We start from the raw sequence: 17,193 nt of genomic DNA, 5'->3' as shown, positions 1-17,193 counted from the left end.
AGCGATATTGGTTCGTTCCGTTGACAGATGGCAGGCAGGGTTCTATCTGTGATCGGGCTCCGCTTTCTGTCGGTGCCTATTGTGTCTTAATTTATTTGTTCAGGAACGTATTAATGCTCGGCGCTATTGCCCGGAAAATTTTCGGTTCAGCTAACGATCGTGAAGTCAAAGCCCTGCGGGCCACGGTCGAGCAAATCAATGCCCTGGAACCCGAAGTCGAAAAGCTTTCTGATGATGAACTGCGCGCCCGTACCGATTGGCTGCGCGAACGTCTCAAGAATGGCGAGACTCTGACCGATATCCTTCCTGATACCTTTGCCACCATCCGCGAGGCATCCAAACGTGTCCGTGGCGAACGTCATTATGATGTGCAGCTTTTGGGTGGCATGGTTCTGACATCCGGCAAGATCGCCGAGATGAAAACCGGTGAAGGTAAGACCCTTGTTTCGACCCTTCCGGTCTATCTGAATGCGCTTGAAGGCAAGGGCGTTCACGTGGTGACCGTGAACGACTATCTGGCCCGCCGTGACGCGGAATGGATGGGCGAGGTTTATGGCTTCCTTGGTCTGACCGTTGGCGTGATCATGCATGGCATGACCGATGATCAGCGCCGCGAAGCCTATGCATGTGACATTACCTACGCGACCAATAACGAGCTCGGCTTTGATTATCTGCGCGATAACATGAAGTTCCGTCTCGAAGACATGGTGCAGCGTCCGTTCAACTTTGCGATCGTCGATGAAGTCGACTCGATCCTGATTGACGAAGCCCGTACCCCGCTGATCATTTCCGGCCCGGCCGAAGACAGCTCGGAATTGTATCGCGCGATTGATGCGCTGATCCCGAAACTGGTCGAGGAAGATTTCGAGAAGGATGAAAAGGCGCGCGCCGTCACCCTGACCGAAGAAGGCACCGAACACGCCGAACAGCTTCTGATGGAAATGGAAATCCTGACCGAAGGCACGCTTTATGACGTTGCCAACGTTCACCTTGTCCATCACGTCAACCAGGCCCTGCGGGCGCACAAGCTGTTCCAGAAAGACACCGACTATATCGTCAAGGATGACAAGGTCGTCATCATTGACGAATTCACCGGTCGTATGATGGAAGGCCGCCGCTATTCCGATGGCCTGCATCAGGCACTCGAAGCCAAGGAAAAGGTCAAGATCCAGAACGAAAACCAGACTCTGGCATCGATCACCTTCCAGAACTATTTCCGTTTGTATCCGACCCTTGCCGGTATGACCGGTACGGCGATGACCGAGGCCGAAGAATTCGAGGAAATCTACAACCTTCAGGTTGTCGAAATCCCAACCCATCGCCCGATCGCCCGTAAGGATGCCGATGACGAGATCTATCGTACCGCCAATGAAAAGTGGATTGCGATCTCCGAACAGCTCGAAGACTGCCACAAACGTGGTCAGCCGGCCCTTGTCGGTACCGTCTCGATCGAGAAATCGGAAATCCTTTCGGACCTTCTGAAAAAGAAGAAAGTCCCGCACGAAGTTCTCAACGCCAAGCAGCATGAACGCGAAGCCCTGATCGTGGCCCAGGCCGGTGCGCCGGGTGCGATCACGATTGCAACCAACATGGCCGGTCGTGGTACCGACATCAAACTTGGCGGTAACGTCGAGATGCGTGTTGAGCACGAACTGGCCAATGTCACCGACGAAGCCAAACGTGCAGCCGCGATTGAAAAGATCAAGGCAGAGGTCAAAGCCGATCAGGAAAAGGTCCTGGCGGCTGGCGGTCTGTTCGTGATCGGTACCGAACGTCACGAATCACGTCGTGTGGATAACCAGCTGCGTGGTCGTTCCGGCCGTCAGGGTGACCCGGGTGGTTCGAAATTCTATCTCTCGCTTGAAGATGACCTGATGCGCATCTTTGGTTCCGAGCGTATGGACAGCATGCTTCAGAAACTGGGTCTGCAGGAAGGTGAAGCGATTTACCATCCGTGGATCAACAAGGCGCTCGAAAAAGCCCAGCAGAAGGTTGAGGCCCGCAACTTCGACATTCGTAAGAACGTCCTGAAGTTTGACGATGTCATGAACGATCAGCGTAAGGTCGTTTATGAACAGCGTCGCGATCTGATGCAGGCCAAAAACGTCGCCGAAGACGTTGCCGACATGCGCGCCGAGGTCATTGAAGACATGGTCGACAAATACTGCCCGGCCAAGGTCTATCCGGAGCAGTGGGAAACCACCAGCCTGCACGAAGAAGTCACCCGTCTTCTGGGCCTTGATCTGCCGATTGCAGATTGGGTCAAGGAAGAAGGCATTGATCAGGAAGTCATGCGCGAACGCCTTGAAAAGGCGTCAGACGAAAAAATGGCGGCCAAGGTTGCCAACTATGGTGCCGATATCATGCGCCAGGTTGAAAAAAGCCTCGTCCTGCAGCTGCTTGATCAGTCCTGGAAAGAACATCTTCTGGCGCTTGACCACCTGCGTCAGGGCATTGGCCTGCGTGCCTATGGTCAGCGTGATCCGCTCAATGAGTTCAAGCGCGAAGCCTTTAACATGTTTGAATCCATGCTGGTGTCGCTCCGCGAACGCGTGACCCAGATGCTTTCGCATGTCGAACTGCAGTCGACCCCGCGCCCCGAAGACCTCGAGGCACGCCGTCCGCAGCAGGAAATGCACGAAAACCGTGACGAGCTTGAAGCGGCAGAACAGGGCACCGACACTGCTACCGTTCAGTCCCGTCAGGCATCGGGCAATGTCGATCCCAACGATCCGTCGACCTGGGGCCGCGTTGCCCGTAACCAGGCCTGCCCATGCGGATCTGGCAAAAAATACAAACATTGCCATGGTCAGCTGAGCTGATCGAAACTGGCAAGACGGTATAAAAAGCGCGCATCTTTAAAGGATGCGCGCTTTTTCTTTGTCAGTTGCTTGCTGAAAGCACCGTGGTTGGCAGGGTGTCGCGCAGGAACTGTTTGACGGGTCCCAGAACCGCATCATCGGTTGTCAGATAAAACCCCAACGCTATCAGGGTTCCGGCATGACCGGTGTCGGGAACTTCTACCAGTTCGGCCTCTGGCGCCAGTTCCGCCAGCCTGCGTGAATTGCGCGGTAAAACCGTATGATCTCGCGTGCCGGTAATCAGCAGCAGCGGTGGCATATGTGCCAGATCCATTTTGACCGGCTGACTTTTTCGTGCGGGCGTATCGCCAAACGCATTTTGGGTCGCGGCAACATCATAAGGATAAAAATCATAGGGTCCTGACAGGCCGATAATCCCGGCAACGTCACGTGCATCCAGCCCGACCGTTTCGAGGTAGCCTGGATCAGCCACCATATGAACCGCGTTATAGGCCCCGGCAGAATGCCCGGCCAACAGGAACGGAACGTCTTTGATCTGAACGGGGTTCTGCCCGGCATAGTCTTTCATCACCGCAAGTGCCGATGCCCCATCCTCGATAAAGGCCGGGAAACGCACATCGGGCACCAACCGGTAATCAGGAATGGCAACTGCGTAGCCAAGCTCGGTAAAGCGCCGGGCGACAAAGGCATATTTCGCCCGGTCCCCGGAATCCCACGACCCGCCATAAAACCACACCAGAAGCGGGGCTGGCTGCATCGATTGAACAGGCAAATAAAGATCAAGAACCTGCCGCGCATCCGGCCCATAGGAAAGGCCCACCACATCAGGTTTGATATCGCCCGCCTGCCAGTGGTTATAGGCACCCAGCTTGTCACAGCCTGCCAGCAGCACCATCGCGACAAGTGAGCTGGTGGTCATGCTCAGGATTTTCTTTGGAAGCATAGGGATTACGGACCAGTGCAAATTCAAATTTTGTATCTTCAGTACGTTAGCGGATCGAAATCCGTTTAAAACAATTCTTTCGAAGTCTGTCGGGATCACACAAGCGTGTCGTTGGTTTCGTCGACAGAAGCCTGTAAAGGCACGGGTGGCATGTGTATTGTTGGAGCCAGTGTTTATCAGTCCTTAATGGCCTGCTCCTAGAATTTCTGCGCGAATTACAATTACGGAGATCCAGTAAAAGTGTCCTCTTTTGATCAACTGTCCAAACGTGCCAGAAAGCTCGAAAAACAGGGCCAGATCGAAGAGGCCATCAAGCTTTATGAACTGTTTCTTCAAGACTTCCCAAAAAACGCACGTGCGAAAGCGGCAATAGAAAAGTTGCGGGATGCAGCATCGGGTACAGGCATGTCTGCGCAGAAAGCGTTGGTCAAAGTCTCACAACTGATTGAGCAAGGCGCATTTGCAAACGCGATTGAACTGGCCAAGAAGCTGGTCGAAAGTGCCCCCGGTAATGCACAGGCTTGGAACCTTTTTGGGCTTGCCTATTTTAAAGCTCAGAACCTGATAGATGCCGAAAAATGCTTGCGCAAAGCTGTTGAGCTGGACAAAAACCTCGCAGCAGCCTGGATCAATATCGCGACCGTCTTTTCCGGGCAAAAGAAGTTGGATTTGGCGCTGCAGGCCTTTCAGAATGCCAGTTATCTTGAACCGAAAAATGCCAGGTTTCTCAACAATATCGCCACGACACTGATTGGGATGCGACGTTTTGATGAAGCAGAAAAGTTCTGCGTGCAGGCGATCCACTTCGATCAGAACATGTACGACGCATACCATAATCTGGGCGTCGTCCTGTACCAGAAGAACAAGCGGGCCGCTGCCAAACAGGCATTTGAAAAAGTTGCCAAACTTCGGCCGGATAGCATGTCTGCACTTTCCGATTTTTTGTATTTGCGCGCGCAAATCTGTGACTGGTCCGAACTTGCGCCGGAATTTCAAAATGTAAAGGCGATCGGCAAACCCGGGAATTCTGTTTCACCATTTTCACTGCTTCATTTTGAAGACGATCCATATGCGCAGAAAAAGCGTTCAGAAAATTATGCACATGAACTCGCTGTGACTAAGGTAAATGTGCAATTCCCGCGTCCGGCATCTCGTCCGGAGAGGCTGAAAATTGGTTATTTCTCCGCCGATTTTCATAATCATGCGACCCTGTCACTGATGATGGGGCTGTTCAGTGATCATGACAAAAGCCGTTTTGAAATTCATACATACAGTTACGGTGGTGTGACCGAAGGTTGGCGTCGTAACCAGCTTCAGCAAATGGTTGATCACAACTGGGATGTCCAGAATGCATCTGATGCGGAAATTGTTCAGCATGCCCGTGATCAGGGGATCGATATTGCGATTGACCTAAAAGGCTATACCCAGAACGGCCGACCGCGACTATTTGCTCCGCGAATGGCACCGATCCAGATCAACTATGTTGGCTATCCGGGAACGCTGGGGGCCGATTTTATCGACTATCTGATCGCTGATCACACCATCATTCCTGACGACTACAAGAGCGCCTATTCCGAGAAAATCATTTATATGCCGCATTGCTATCAGCCAAATGATGGCGGTCGCGAATTTCCGGAAAATACACAAACGCGCACCGAACTTGGCCTTCCGGAAAATGGCTTCGTCTTCTGTTCGTTTAATGCCAACTACAAGATATCCCCGCGTGAGTTTGATATCTGGATGAGGTTGCTCAGCAAGGTGGACAGCTCGGTGTTGTGGCTGTTCGAAGGAAGCGAAGATGTGATGACCAACCTGCGCAAGGAAGCCGCCCTGCGTGGTGTTGATCCCGATCGAATTGTTTTTGCAGGCTTCTTGCCCGAAGCGGAACATCTTGCGCGCCATAAACACGCTGACCTGTTCCTTGATACCTTTAATGTCAACGCCCATACAACGGCAAGTGATGCGCTCTGGACCGGATTGCCGCTGGTCACCTTGCCCGGAAAGCAGTTCGCCGCCCGTGTGGCAGCAAGTGTTTTGAAGGCTGCAAACCTTCCTGAGCTGATCGCCAAATCCGAAGAAGACTACGAGGCAATTGCCCTTGATCTGGCACTTCACCGGGAAAAAGCTACGGCGATGAAAGCCAGGGTCAAGGAGAACATCAAGGCCTGTCCGCTGTTTGATACCAAGTCATATACCCTCGATCTGGAGCGGGGGTATGACGCGGCGTATGACCGCTATCTCGCGGGCAAGGCACCGGCAGACATTGACCTTGTCAGTTCGTAACGCGTGCTGGATTTTGCGCCGGGAATGAGGAAGAAGTTTTGAGTATGGCGGTCGAAAAGGTAGCGTCGCGCGCTGAAAAGGCGATACGGAATAATCAGCCGGATGTGGCTGTTTCTCTGTGCGAAGAGCGCTTGAAAACCGACCCTAAGGCAGTCGTGCTTTGGGGCCTGCTTGCAAATGCCTACTTCCTGAAGAAGGATTCTGCAAAGGCAGCTGCCTGTTTCGAGAAGGTTGTCGGACTTGCGCCACAGAACCCGAAATCTCATCAGAATCTCGGCGTGTTTTATCAGGGGATTGGCAAGTTCAACGAGGCGCTTCAATGCTACCAGCGTGCAGCAAGTTGCGATGCGAACTATGCACCAGCCTATAACGGCGCCGGCATCGTCCTGATGACGGTTGGGCAGCTTGATACCGCCCAGCAATATTTTGCCAAGGCGCTTCAGCTTGATCCTCGGTTTGCCGACGCTTACAGCAACCTCGCGCATGTGTTTTTCAGCAAGGGGCAATTGCCCGCCGCGGCCCAGAGTTATGCGAAGGCCAATGAACTGAAACCAGATTTGAAAAGCGCCTTGGCCAATCGGTACTTCAGTTTGGCGATGATGTGCGACTGGTCCGGTCTTGAAAGCCTGTCGGGTGTCGCCCAAACCTTGGGTGTTGAGGGCGAAGAGGTTACACCCTTTTTGCTGCTGACGCTTGAGGATGCACCAGACCGACAATTGGCGCGCTGCCGCAAGTTCGTGTCTGCCAAATTCGGCCGAGGTGTTCCATGGCAAGGGACTTTTCCATCAAAACGGCCAGCCAAGTTGCGGATCGGCTATTTCTCCGCAGACTTTCACGATCACGCAACGCTTTCGCTGATGATGGGGCTGCTTCGAAACCATGATCACGACAAATTCGAAATTCATGGTTTTTCATACGGGATGGTCAAGGAAAGCCGAAGCCTTGATCAGGCGAAGGGCTATTTTGACAGTTTCACGGATGTCGCCCGATCCTCGGACGAAGAAATTGTAAAGCTTGCGCGGGAAAAGAAGATTGATATCGCCATTGACCTGAAGGGTCATACACGGATGGGGCGGATTGGGATCTTTGCTCACCGTATTGCCCCGGTTCAGATCAACTATCTTGGCAATCCGGGGACCATCGGGGCCGAATTCATCGACTATATGGTCGTTGACAAGGTCACGGTTCCCGAAACGCACAAACAGTATCTGTCGGAAAAACCGATCTATCTGCCCCATTGTTATCAGCCCAATGATGATCAGCGTGCCATCCCGGAAACGAACACAACACGCGCTGATTTCGGCCTGCCGGATGACGGGTTCGTTTTCTGCAGTTTCAACAATACCTACAAGATCTCCCCGCGTGAATTCGATATCTGGATGCGGCTCTCAAAACAGGTTGAGGGTTCCGTCCTGTGGTTGTTCAAGGGCAATGACTACGCAGCGCAAAACTTGCGCAACGAGGCGCAAAAATGTGGTGTCGATCCGGATCGTTTGGTCTTTGCCGAAAAACTGTCGCCAGCGGAACACCTTGCCCGCCACAAACATGGCGATCTTTTGCTTGATACCTTCAACGTCAATGCTCACACAACGGCGAGTGACGCGCTTTGGGCCGGTTTGCCACTTGTGACCCTGCCGGGCGAACAATTTGCGGCCCGGGTGGCGGCAAGTATCCTAAGCGCTGCAAACCTGCCGGAGCTGATCGCAAAGGACGAAGCGGAGTACGAGGCCATCGCTCTTGATCTGGCGCGTAACCCTGAAAAACTCGCTGCCTTGAAGCAGAAGGTGAAGGATCAAAGCAAAACCTGCCCGCTGTTTGATTCAGAAGGCTACACCCGCGATCTCGAAGCCGGGTTTGAGGCGGCTTACGATCGATATCTCAATGGATTGGCACCTGATGACATCGAAGTTTGATGGCGCGATGCTTTCAGCTCTTGGCGAAGGTTTGATGGCGCGATAAAACAGTGCCATGACAATAGAACAACCAGATAAAGGCTGCATGTCGGTTGACCTGCGCCAGGGTAAAATCCCGGAAAAAACCGTGTTCGTCAGTGCCGTGGCACTGGTCGACATTGATCATCGTGTGCTGATCGCCCAACGCCCGGAAGGCAAATCCATGGCAGGCCTCTGGGAATTCCCCGGTGGCAAGGTCGAGGCGGGCGAAACACCCGAAATGGCGCTTGTGCGCGAGCTCAAGGAAGAGCTTGGCATTGATATCACCGAAAGCTGCCTGGCGCCCTTTACCTTTGCCTCCTTCACCTATGATGATTTCCATCTGATGATGCCGCTTTATCTCTGCCGCGTCTGGAAAGGCGACATCACGCCGATGGAAGGCCAGCAGGTGAAATGGGTGCGCCCGGTGCGCCTTGGCGATTATCCGATGCCGCCGGCTGATGTGCCGCTTGTGGCAATGCTGCGCGATTTCCTGTGAGCCAGCCGCATCGTTGTGGCGTATGGTTCAGGGCAAAAGAATTTGAATGATGTTGTGGGGTTATGATGTCTGATCCGGTCCGTGCCTGCCTGATTATTATCGGCAATGAAATCCTGTCTGGCCGCACCCATGACAAGAACCTGCCTTATCTGGCGGAAGAGCTGAATACGCTTGGCGTGCGTCTGGCCGAAACCCGCGTGATCCCCGATATCGAAGACACCATCATTGCCACGGTCAATGAATGCCGGGCAAAGTTTGATTACGTCTTTACCACCGGCGGCATCGGTCCGACCCATGACGACATCACGTCTGAATGTGTTGCGAAGGCATTTGGCGTTGAGATCGAGCTGAATGCAGATGCGCACGAATTGCTCAAAAGCCATTATGAAAACCCCGAAGACCTCAATGAAGCGCGCCTGCGTATGGCGCGCATTCCGGTTGGGGCGGAACTGGTGCAAAACCCGATTTCCAAGGCACCGGGTTTCCGCATGGAAAATGTCTATGTCATGGCCGGTGTGCCGATGATCATGCAGGCCATGTTCCAGGGCATCAAACATCAGTTGATCGGTGGCAAGCCGATGGTATCGCGCTCTGTCGGCGGCTACATCCCCGAAGGCACGATCGCCAAGGTGCTGGCCGAGATCCAGGGTGATTTCCCGGCAACCGATATCGGGTCCTATCCGTTCCTGCGCGAAGGTAAGCTTGGCACCACATTGGTGGTGCGTGGCGAAGAGCCTGATGACGTCAATCAGGCGTCAGAGCGCATCCGCCTTGCTATCATCGAAGGTGGCAAGGACGTGATCGAAGATACCGGCGCTGTTTGATTGCGTTTGGTCAAGGTAATCGCCATTCGCCATGTCTAGAATTGTTCTGACCTTTTGACGGGAAGAGAACATGACTGACCAGAACCACGATCCGCATCATGATGCGCGCAACAGTCAGGCCGCGCGCGAAGCACGCTCGATTGTGAAATTTATGATCGAACACACGGCCTATGGCGGGTTCGGCGCACTGGTCTTCGGGGCGCTGGTGCTGTTTTTCGATATCGGCGGGATCTATACCTTGGCAATGTCGTCGCGGGATGCACCGATCTTTATCTTCCTGTTGTTCTTTGGCCTGTTTGTGACCTTTGGCGGCATTAGCCTTGGCATCGGCATCATGACCATGGGTGGTTTTTCCGATGATGACCGCTACCGCGATGAACGCACACGCAATCGCAATTCAGGTGACCGGCATTAAAAAAGGCGCCAACCGGTGGCGCCTTTTCGGAGTTTGATGATCTGCCTTATGGCCGGTCCGCACCCGACTTCTTGGCAATCACGCGCGCGACCAACATGCCGATGATCCAGCCCGCCAGCGGCACGATAAAGATATAATCAAACAGCGGGTGGCTTGAATCCCCGCCTGATGCCGCAAGAATGAACCCGACCCAACCTGCGGTCAGAAGATAACCCATGATCTTGAAATAGACCCCGTTCGACAGGCCCTTTTTCTGTTGCGGCTGTTCGGGATTGTTCGGGTGGCCTTGTTCGCCAGACATTCTGTCTTCCTTGTGTTCTGAAACCTGTTTTGCCGATCAGCGTTCAAGTGTGAGCGCGTCGGGATCAATGCGATCCTGCCAGCCTTCACGCACCAGTTCGGGCACGACGTGATCCTGTTCCGGATAGCCAATGCAAAGATAGGCAATCAGCCGCCAGTGATCTGGCACATCAAGCGTTTTGCCAACAACATCGGGCTCAAGGATCGAAACCCAGCCAACCCCGATGCCCTTGACGCGCGCGGCCAGCCACAGCAACTGCACCGCCGCCACCGCCGAATAATCAAGCATTTCGGGCATGGTCTTGCGCCCCAGCCCCATACCGGCTTCGGTTTCTTCATCGGCAAAGACAGCCAGCTGTACCGGCGCCTGATCCATGCCCTGAAGCTTAAGCGACGCATAAAGCTTGGCGCGCTCCCCGTGATAGTCATTCAGCGCCTCGTTATTGGCGCGTTCGAAACTGTCGCGGATTGATTTGCGGCGCTCGGGATCATTGACCTTCACAAAGCGCCATGGCTGACAGTTGCCAACCGACGGCGCCAGACAGGCTTCCTTGATCAGATCGTCGATGTCTTCCTGCGGGATCGGGTCAGTACGAAAACGCCGGACATCACGCCGCCACAGCAACAAATCAATGAACTGCTTCTGGAATGCCTTGTCGAAAACCGGCGGTGTCGGATCATTGTCCTGTGCACTGTTTGCGGCAATCTGATCTGGTTTGGTCATGGCGCAGCCTGATGGAATTGCGGGGTAACGTTATTTGTTGTGCACCCTACCTGTCAGCGCGGGTCTCGCCAATAGCAAGATGATGCCGTGATGCGAATGCGATCACATTTTGCGCACGCATTCGGCTGGTGGCGTCTAGAACGGCACATCTATGGTGAGAAGCCCGGTATAATCCCCGTGTGCCACTTCATAGGTCAGCTTGCGCCGCAGCTCGAAACTGACACTGGCCGGGAAGCGGCCCCACTGTTGGGTAATGCCGCCACCGGTATCGAGATAAAGATTGGTGCTCTCGACACTGACAAAAGGCTCAAGCGTCATCGAGGACCGGGCAACATCATGGACCAGCGAGAATTCTGATCGAATGCCGGTAATGTCCTCGGCCCCGGTGGCAATATCGCGAAAGCCCTGAATGCTGAGATCGAAGTTTAACGGGTCATAGGCATATTCCGATCCGGCATAATATCGGGTCGATCCGCTGCGGCCGTAATTCTGGTTCAGAAGCGAGATCGTCTCTTCCTGTCCGGCAAACGGGATGATCTGATGATTGCCAAGGGCAAGGCGATAGCGCGCCTCGACCGAGGCATCAAAAAGCTGCGTGGTCGCCGTGCTGCCCGCCACAAGCCCGCCATCTGTTGCGCGCGCGGCATCAACATATTCGCGTGCCGTGATCACATCGCCATCAAGCTGAATGCTTAGTGGCACCGCACCGAATTCGTAATTGGACCCAAACCCGATGCTGTTTGAAATGCTGGTGCTATCAAGCGTTTCGGCGTAACGCAGATTATCGGGCACGGTGCCAATCGGCGATTGGGAAATGGTACTTTGACCGAGGCTGATGCTGCCGCGCAGGTTAAACCAGTCCGTGACGCGCGACACGAAATAGGGCGACAGGGCCAGGTTGTTTTCGCGGTAATGCAATTGCCGGGTGCCGGATTCTCCAACCGTGCTGCCCCAGCCAATACCAAGGCCCAGCACCAGCCCGTCATCCACCAGATAATCCACACCACTATCAATCGAGATGGTGTCACCACTTAAGCCCGGGTCATAGCCCGACCCGGTAATGCGGTTTTCAAGTTCGGAATGATTACCCGCAAGCCAGATGCTGATCGGGGCATGCGCACTGCGCGACTGCGCGGGGAAAGTGCCCGCCGCACTATCAAGGTCCAGCCTGCGCGCCAGCGATGAAAGCGCGCTCCGGCCGGCCAGAATTTCACTGGGCGTCGGTGTGCCGGTGCCAAACTGCAGATGTTCGGTCGCCTGTTGCGGTGGAGAGACATAACCATCAAACAGCAGCGGTGCGACCCGGCTGTCATAAAGGTCTTCATCCATCTTGTCATAAAGCCGGTTCATATGGCGGCGCTGGTTTTCGCTGCGTGTCGTAGTCTTGTTGCGCAAAACCGGCGCATCCGGGCGCGCGCCATCATCGCTGGCCAGGGCCTGCGTTATGATGGGAGGCTGACTTGTCTCGCGGCGAATGACATAGGCGATGGCCGCCAGACAGACCGTGGCAATCACGGCAGTTTGAAAAGGCCTGTGCATCTGACGTTAAACATCTCTGTTCTGGTCAGTTATAAGGGTCAGGCCTCATTAATTTGATTTGAATGGCAGACGTTATGTTTGTGAAATCCAAGGAAAAGCCCGCAGAGCGGGTCGGTATCCCGGCCAAGGGGTTTGACGCAGGAGTTCGCAAACATAACGTCTGTCCTTCGGATTGACCGGATTTGCACGGTCTACTTTGTCGCAAAACCTTGAAAGATACATATCTTCCTGCCGCTTTGCTCCGCGTATCCGCACAAATCCGGTCAACCATTTAAACCAAATCAATGTGACCTGACCCTAGCGTGACAGAGGAAAATGCACGGAATGTGGAGAAAGGCGGGCAGTTCTGCCCCATTGCTGCTCGAACGGCCAAACGCGTGGCAAAGGTTGTGATCTGGGCCAATAGAATGTTGCGTCAAAAACCAAGCCGCGCTAGAACGCTTTGCACCGGCTCTGGCCGGCTCCAACGCGCGTCGCGGGCGTGGCGAAATTGGTAAACGCAGCGGACTTAAAATCCGTCAGCCCTAAGGCTTTGCCGGTTCAAGTCCGGCCGCCCGCACCAGCGCACCGGTCGACCCATTTGCGGTCCCGGCATCAAATTGTCGAATTCCCGCCCTGAAATCCTCTGCTTTGCATTTCATCCTGCGATGCTTGTTTGATCATGAACGCAGGAGAATGATGATGGTTCATTTGATTGCCTTTGGCGTCATTGCGGCTGCCGCACTTTTCGTAACCTGATGATTGTTTTGGGGCTTGCTTGTCTCTGATGCTGCAGTGCGATAGGATCTGTGATGTGCTGATCGCGCCATCAACAGGCCAGTATTGCCATGAACAAAGTCGCCGCCAAACCTGCCGAGATTTCCAAGAACCCGGTGCAAACAGACCGGCCCTGGCACGCTTTACCTGCCGAGCAGGTTTTGGAGGGTTTCCAGACAAGCCCGCAAGGCCTTGATGCAGAGCAAGCATCATCGCGTCTGGCGGAGTATGGCCCCAATCGTCTGGACCCGCCACGTCGGCGCGGGCCGCTGATCCGGTTTTTGTCTCAATTTAACAATGTGCTGATTTATGTCCTGCTTTTAGCAGCTCTTGTCACAGGGGCCTTGGCGCATTGGGTCGATACCTCTGTCATTCTGGCGGTGGTGGTGATCAATGCCATCATCGGCTTTGTTCAGGAAGGCCGGGCGGAAAGCGCACTTGAGGCGATCCGCAATATGCTGTCGCTTGCCGCCATCGTTGAGCGCGGCGGGCGCAAGACCGAAATTCCCGCCGAAAATGTCGTGCCCGGCGATGTCGTCCATCTGCAATCGGGCGATAAGGTCCCGGCCGATTTGCGCCTGATCCGGGTCAAGGGCCTGCAAATTCAGGAAGCAATTCTGACGGGCGAATCTGTCCCCGTCGACAAGGCCGTTTCCCCGGTGGCAGAGGGCGCCGCCCTTGGTGATCGGTTTTCCATGGCCTATTCCGGCACCATGGTCACCCACGGGCAGGGCTGTGGCGTGGTCGTCGCTACCGGGCCCAAAACCGAAATCGGGCGCATCAGTGCGCTTCTGTCCGAAGTCACCACGCTCACCACGCCGCTTTTGCGCCAAATGTCGACCTTCGGGCGAAAGCTCAGTGCCGCGATCATGGCGGTGGCCTTTGTCACCTTTGCCATTGGGGTGTGGGTGCATGGGCGCGGGGCGGCGGATATGTTTGTCGGGGCGGTCGCATTGGCGGTCGCCGCCATCCCCGAAGGCCTGCCTGCCATCATGACCATTGCGCTTGCCACCGGGGTGCAGCGCATGGCATCGCGGCGTGCAATCATTCGCCGCCTGCCGGTGGTGGAGGCCTTGGGCTCGGTCAGTGTGATCTGCTCGGATAAGACCGGGACGCTGACGCGCAATGAAATGACGGTGCAGTCCCTTGCCACTGGCAAGCATCTTTATGCTGTGACCGGCACCGGCTATCGCCCCGAGGGCGGCTTTGAGCTGGACGGCAAGCCGGTCACGCTGGCAGATCATCCGGGCCTGACCGAAATGGCCCGCGGGGCGTTGCTGTGCAGTGATGCCGGTCTGCATGAAACGGATGGTCAGTGGTCGGTCGATGGCGATCCGACCGAAGGCGCGCTGGTCGCCCTTGCCATGAAGGCAGAACTGGAACCGGGCGCGGAAAATCGTCTGTTGCCGCGCCATGATGTCATCCCGTTTGAATCCGAACATCGTTTCATGGCGACCCTGCATCACCATGCCGAAGGCCACGGCTTCATCTATGTCAAAGGCGCGCCGGAACGTATTCTGGGTATGTGCAGCTCGCAAGGCGGGCCGGAGTTTCAGGAAGTCCTTGACCGTCCCTATTGGGAAGCCCGCATGCAGGAAATGGCCGAAAACGGTCAGCGGGTTCTCGCACTGGCTTTCCGCCCGACCCATAACGGCCATCACCAGCTGGTCTTTGATGACGTCAAACAGGATCTGGTTCTGATCGGTCTGTATGGCCTTGTCGATCCGCCGCGCGAAGAAGCCATCGCTGCTGTCGCCAGATGCCGGGCTGCCGGGATCGCGGTTAAAATGATCACCGGCGATCATGCCATTACCGCCGGCGCGATTGCCCGGCAACTGGGGCTTGGGGATGGCGAACGGGTGGTGAGCGGTCATGAGCTTGACGGGCTTGATGACGCCGCCTTGCGTGATGTCGCCAGCCAATCGCATGTTTTTGCCCGCACCAGTCCCGAACATAAACTCCGTCTGGTCAAGGCCCTGCAGGCCGAAGGCCATGTCGTTGCCATGACCGGCGATGGCGTCAATGATGCCCCGGCACTCAAACGCGCCGATGTCGGCGTTGCCATGGGCCAGAAGGGCAACGAGGCCGCCAAGGAAGCCGCCGAAATGGTGCTGGTCGATGATAATTTCGCCTCCATCGCCGCTGCGGTCGAGGAAGGCCGCACAGTCTATGACAACCTCGTCAAATCGATCCTGTTCATCCTGCCCAGCAGCGGCGGGGAGGCCCTGACGATTGTCATGGCGCTGGCCTTGGGGCAGTTGCTGCCGATCACCGCCCCGCAAATCCTCTGGGTCAATATGATCACAGCGGTCACGCTGGCCTTGGCACTCGCGTTCGAACCTGCCGAAGACAATGTCATGAAGCGTCAACCGCGCAGGCGCGATGCGCCCCTGCTGTCAGGCTTTCTGATCTGGCGGACGGTTTTTGTCTCGCTCATTCTTGTCGCCGGGACATTCGGGGTGTTCGTCTGGTTCCAGAACCGGGGTGCTGATCTTGAAGTCTCGCGCACGGTGGCGGTCAACACGCTTGTCATGTTCGAACTGTTCTATCTGTTCAATGCCCGCTTCCTCACCGCATCAGCCGTCAATCGACAGGGGCTTGTCGGCAGTCGACCGGTATTGATCGCGGTGGCACTGGTCGTGATTTTCCAGCTGATCTACACCTATGCCCCGCCGATGCAGTATCTGTTTGAAAGTGTCGCCATCCCGCCGCTTGGCTGGGCGATGGCGGTTGGTGTCGGCTTTAGCGTCTTTGTCCTGGTCGAGATTGAAAAGGCGGTCTTGCGCCGCTGGCAGAACCGCACGTCACGGTGATGTTTACCGGATGTAAAGCAGATGTCGCCTATCCATGACACATCGCCGCAACCACGTGCTAGGCCCCCATGCCCTTACCTGATGAAGATGACGAAGGCCCGCGCAAGAAAGAACGAGTGGGCAAATATGTTGCCCCCGAAGAGCGCGCGGCCAATATCGTCAAACAGCTCGATGAATTCCTGCGCAAAGGGCCGCGCAAGGGGCTGAAATATTCCCGTTGGCAGCAGCTGGCCTGGTATGAGATCGTCGATGAGATCAAGCGCGCCGAAATGGCCCAGAAAAATCAGGACACCCTGGCCAAATCCGCCTTCCTGAGCCTCGCAATCGGCTTTGGCACGGTTGGCTTCTGGGGCTTGGTTCTGATGGCGGGCAATGGCTTGGGCGGCATCGCCGCAGCGGTCATTGTGATTGCCGGTCTGGTGATCTGGCGCGCCATGGCCAAGGCGCAGTGGTTTAAATAGAAACGTATTCACGCAGGCAGTCAAAACCATGAACAAGGACGCAGCTGAAACGCTTGCCATTCGCGCCATCGCCCATATCGCGGGGGATGAGGAATTGCTGCAGGGTCTGATCGCGCAAACCGGCATGGGGCTCGATGACCTCAAGGCCGGGATCGGATCAAACGAAGTGCAGTGTGGCGCCCTTGAATTCCTGCTGTCGCATGAACCGTTCCTGATGCGCTTTGTCGAGGATTCGGACTACGCCCCCGAAGACCCGGCACGCGCGCAAATCGTCCTGTCCGGCGCCCCGATCTGGCAGGACTAGTCTCGACCCAGTAGTTCCGGTTTGCCGGGGATATCGGGTCTGGGGTCGGTGCGCAGCAATCCGTAAATCACCGAATCCCGGATGCCGATATGGGTTTCCCATTCGCCGCGCAAAATGCCTTCGCGGGTGAAGCCCAGCTTCTCGAACGTCTTTTGTGATGCGTGATTGTCCGGATCGATATCGGCAAAAATCCGGCGGGCGGTGGTTTTGGTAAACAGATCTTCCATCGCGGCCGCCAATCCACGGGCGGCATAGCTTTGCCCGCGCGCTGCCGGATGGATCATGCAGGCCGCTTCCCAGATATCGGCATCGCGTCCGGTATTATAAAAGGCAATAACGCCAAGGGCCGGTCCATCCGGTGTCTCGCAGGCAACCCATGATGTGTCGGCAAACCCGCCATACCAATCCCTAAGCTTCGTGATGGTGGTTTCAATGTCCGGGGTGGCCGGTCCTGGCAGCCACATGCAACAATCATCATCGCCAAAAATAGCGTGCAGCTCCGGACCGTCAGTTACCGGATCAAGGGGGCGCAGATACATCTCAGGCACTTTGGTTTGTGGATCAGAACGGCGTTTGAAG

At 55.5% G+C, this 17,193-nt stretch carries 14 protein-coding genes and 1 tRNA gene; 10 read left to right on the top strand and 5 right to left on the bottom strand.

Annotated elements, in window-relative coordinates; genetic code table 11:
- The first annotated feature begins 113 nt into the window (after positions 1-113).
- Positions 114-2,822 carry a preprotein translocase subunit SecA gene (secA, locus tag UF64_RS14195; RefSeq protein ID WP_044829272.1) on the top strand — a complete coding sequence of 903 codons (2,709 nt, stop codon included), beginning with the start codon at positions 114-116 and terminating at the stop codon, positions 2,820-2,822.
- A 61-nt stretch (positions 2,823-2,883) separates the two neighbouring features.
- Here secA and UF64_RS14190 read toward each other — a convergent pair whose 3' ends face one another.
- Positions 2,884-3,741, bottom strand: a complete 858-nt coding sequence (locus tag UF64_RS14190; protein WP_052657652.1) for an alpha/beta hydrolase — start codon at positions 3,739-3,741, stop codon at positions 2,884-2,886.
- A gap of 264 nt (positions 3,742-4,005) precedes the next feature.
- Between UF64_RS14190 and UF64_RS14185 the strand changes: the two genes are divergently transcribed.
- The 5 genes from UF64_RS14185 (at position 4,006) to UF64_RS14165 (ending at position 9,717) form a co-directional block, all read left to right on the top strand.
- Positions 4,006-6,048, top strand: coding sequence for a tetratricopeptide repeat protein (locus UF64_RS14185; protein WP_052657650.1), 2,043 nt, complete (start codon positions 4,006-4,008; stop codon positions 6,046-6,048).
- Between the two features lie 44 nt (positions 6,049-6,092).
- Complete coding sequence (locus UF64_RS14180; protein WP_052657649.1) at positions 6,093-7,961, top strand: tetratricopeptide repeat protein; 1,869 nt, start codon at positions 6,093-6,095, stop codon at positions 7,959-7,961.
- An 85-nt stretch (positions 7,962-8,046) separates the two neighbouring features.
- Positions 8,047-8,478 carry an 8-oxo-dGTP diphosphatase MutT gene (mutT, locus tag UF64_RS14175; protein WP_044829270.1) on the top strand — a complete coding sequence of 144 codons (432 nt, stop codon included), beginning with the start codon at positions 8,047-8,049 and terminating at the stop codon, positions 8,476-8,478.
- Positions 8,479-8,540: 62 nt separating this feature from the next.
- Positions 8,541-9,302, top strand: a complete 762-nt coding sequence (locus UF64_RS14170) for a molybdopterin-binding protein (protein WP_082049786.1) — start codon at positions 8,541-8,543, stop codon at positions 9,300-9,302.
- A gap of 70 nt (positions 9,303-9,372) precedes the next feature.
- Positions 9,373-9,717, top strand: a complete 345-nt coding sequence (locus UF64_RS14165; protein ID WP_052657648.1) for a hypothetical protein — start codon at positions 9,373-9,375, stop codon at positions 9,715-9,717.
- Between the two features lie 46 nt (positions 9,718-9,763).
- Here UF64_RS14165 and UF64_RS14160 read toward each other — a convergent pair whose 3' ends face one another.
- The 3 genes from UF64_RS14160 to UF64_RS14150 form a co-directional block, all read right to left on the bottom strand.
- Positions 9,764-10,018, bottom strand: coding sequence for a hypothetical protein (locus UF64_RS14160; protein WP_044829269.1), 255 nt, complete (start codon positions 10,016-10,018; stop codon positions 9,764-9,766).
- A 36-nt stretch (positions 10,019-10,054) separates the two neighbouring features.
- Positions 10,055-10,741: a 5,6-dimethylbenzimidazole synthase gene (bluB, locus tag UF64_RS14155; RefSeq protein WP_044829268.1), complete on the bottom strand. Its 687-nt coding sequence runs from the start codon at positions 10,739-10,741 to the stop codon at positions 10,055-10,057.
- Between the two features lie 135 nt (positions 10,742-10,876).
- The gene (locus UF64_RS14150; protein ID WP_044829267.1) at positions 10,877-12,256 is read right to left on the bottom strand and encodes an autotransporter domain-containing protein; all 1,380 of its coding nucleotides are present in this window, start codon (positions 12,254-12,256) and stop codon (positions 10,877-10,879) included.
- Positions 12,257-12,755: 499 nt separating this feature from the next.
- On the opposite strand from UF64_RS14150, the gene UF64_RS14145 reads away from it, so the two are divergent.
- From UF64_RS14145 to UF64_RS14130, 4 genes are all read left to right on the top strand, one after another.
- Positions 12,756-12,842: transfer RNA gene (locus UF64_RS14145), tRNA-Leu, on the top strand.
- Positions 12,843-13,107: 265 nt separating this feature from the next.
- A complete protein-coding gene (locus tag UF64_RS14140; RefSeq protein WP_044829266.1) occupies positions 13,108-15,849 on the top strand; it encodes a cation-transporting P-type ATPase in 2,742 nt (913 codons plus the stop codon).
- A 68-nt stretch (positions 15,850-15,917) separates the two neighbouring features.
- Complete coding sequence (locus UF64_RS14135; RefSeq protein ID WP_044829265.1) at positions 15,918-16,310, top strand: hypothetical protein; 393 nt, start codon at positions 15,918-15,920, stop codon at positions 16,308-16,310.
- A gap of 28 nt (positions 16,311-16,338) precedes the next feature.
- Positions 16,339-16,614, top strand: a complete 276-nt coding sequence (locus tag UF64_RS14130; protein WP_044829264.1) for a DUF3572 domain-containing protein — start codon at positions 16,339-16,341, stop codon at positions 16,612-16,614.
- Here UF64_RS14130 and UF64_RS14125 read toward each other — a convergent pair.
- Positions 16,611-17,153 carry a GNAT family N-acetyltransferase gene (locus UF64_RS14125; protein WP_044829263.1) on the bottom strand — a complete coding sequence of 181 codons (543 nt, stop codon included), beginning with the start codon at positions 17,151-17,153 and terminating at the stop codon, positions 16,611-16,613. The two genes, UF64_RS14130 and UF64_RS14125, sit on opposite strands and share 4 nt — an antisense overlap.
- Between the last annotated feature and the right edge of the window lie 40 nt (positions 17,154-17,193).

The organism is Thalassospira sp. HJ, from assembly GCF_000948415.1.
Lineage (GTDB): Bacteria > Pseudomonadota > Alphaproteobacteria > Rhodospirillales > Thalassospiraceae > Thalassospira.
This window is presented reverse-complemented; position numbering and strand designations above follow the sequence as displayed.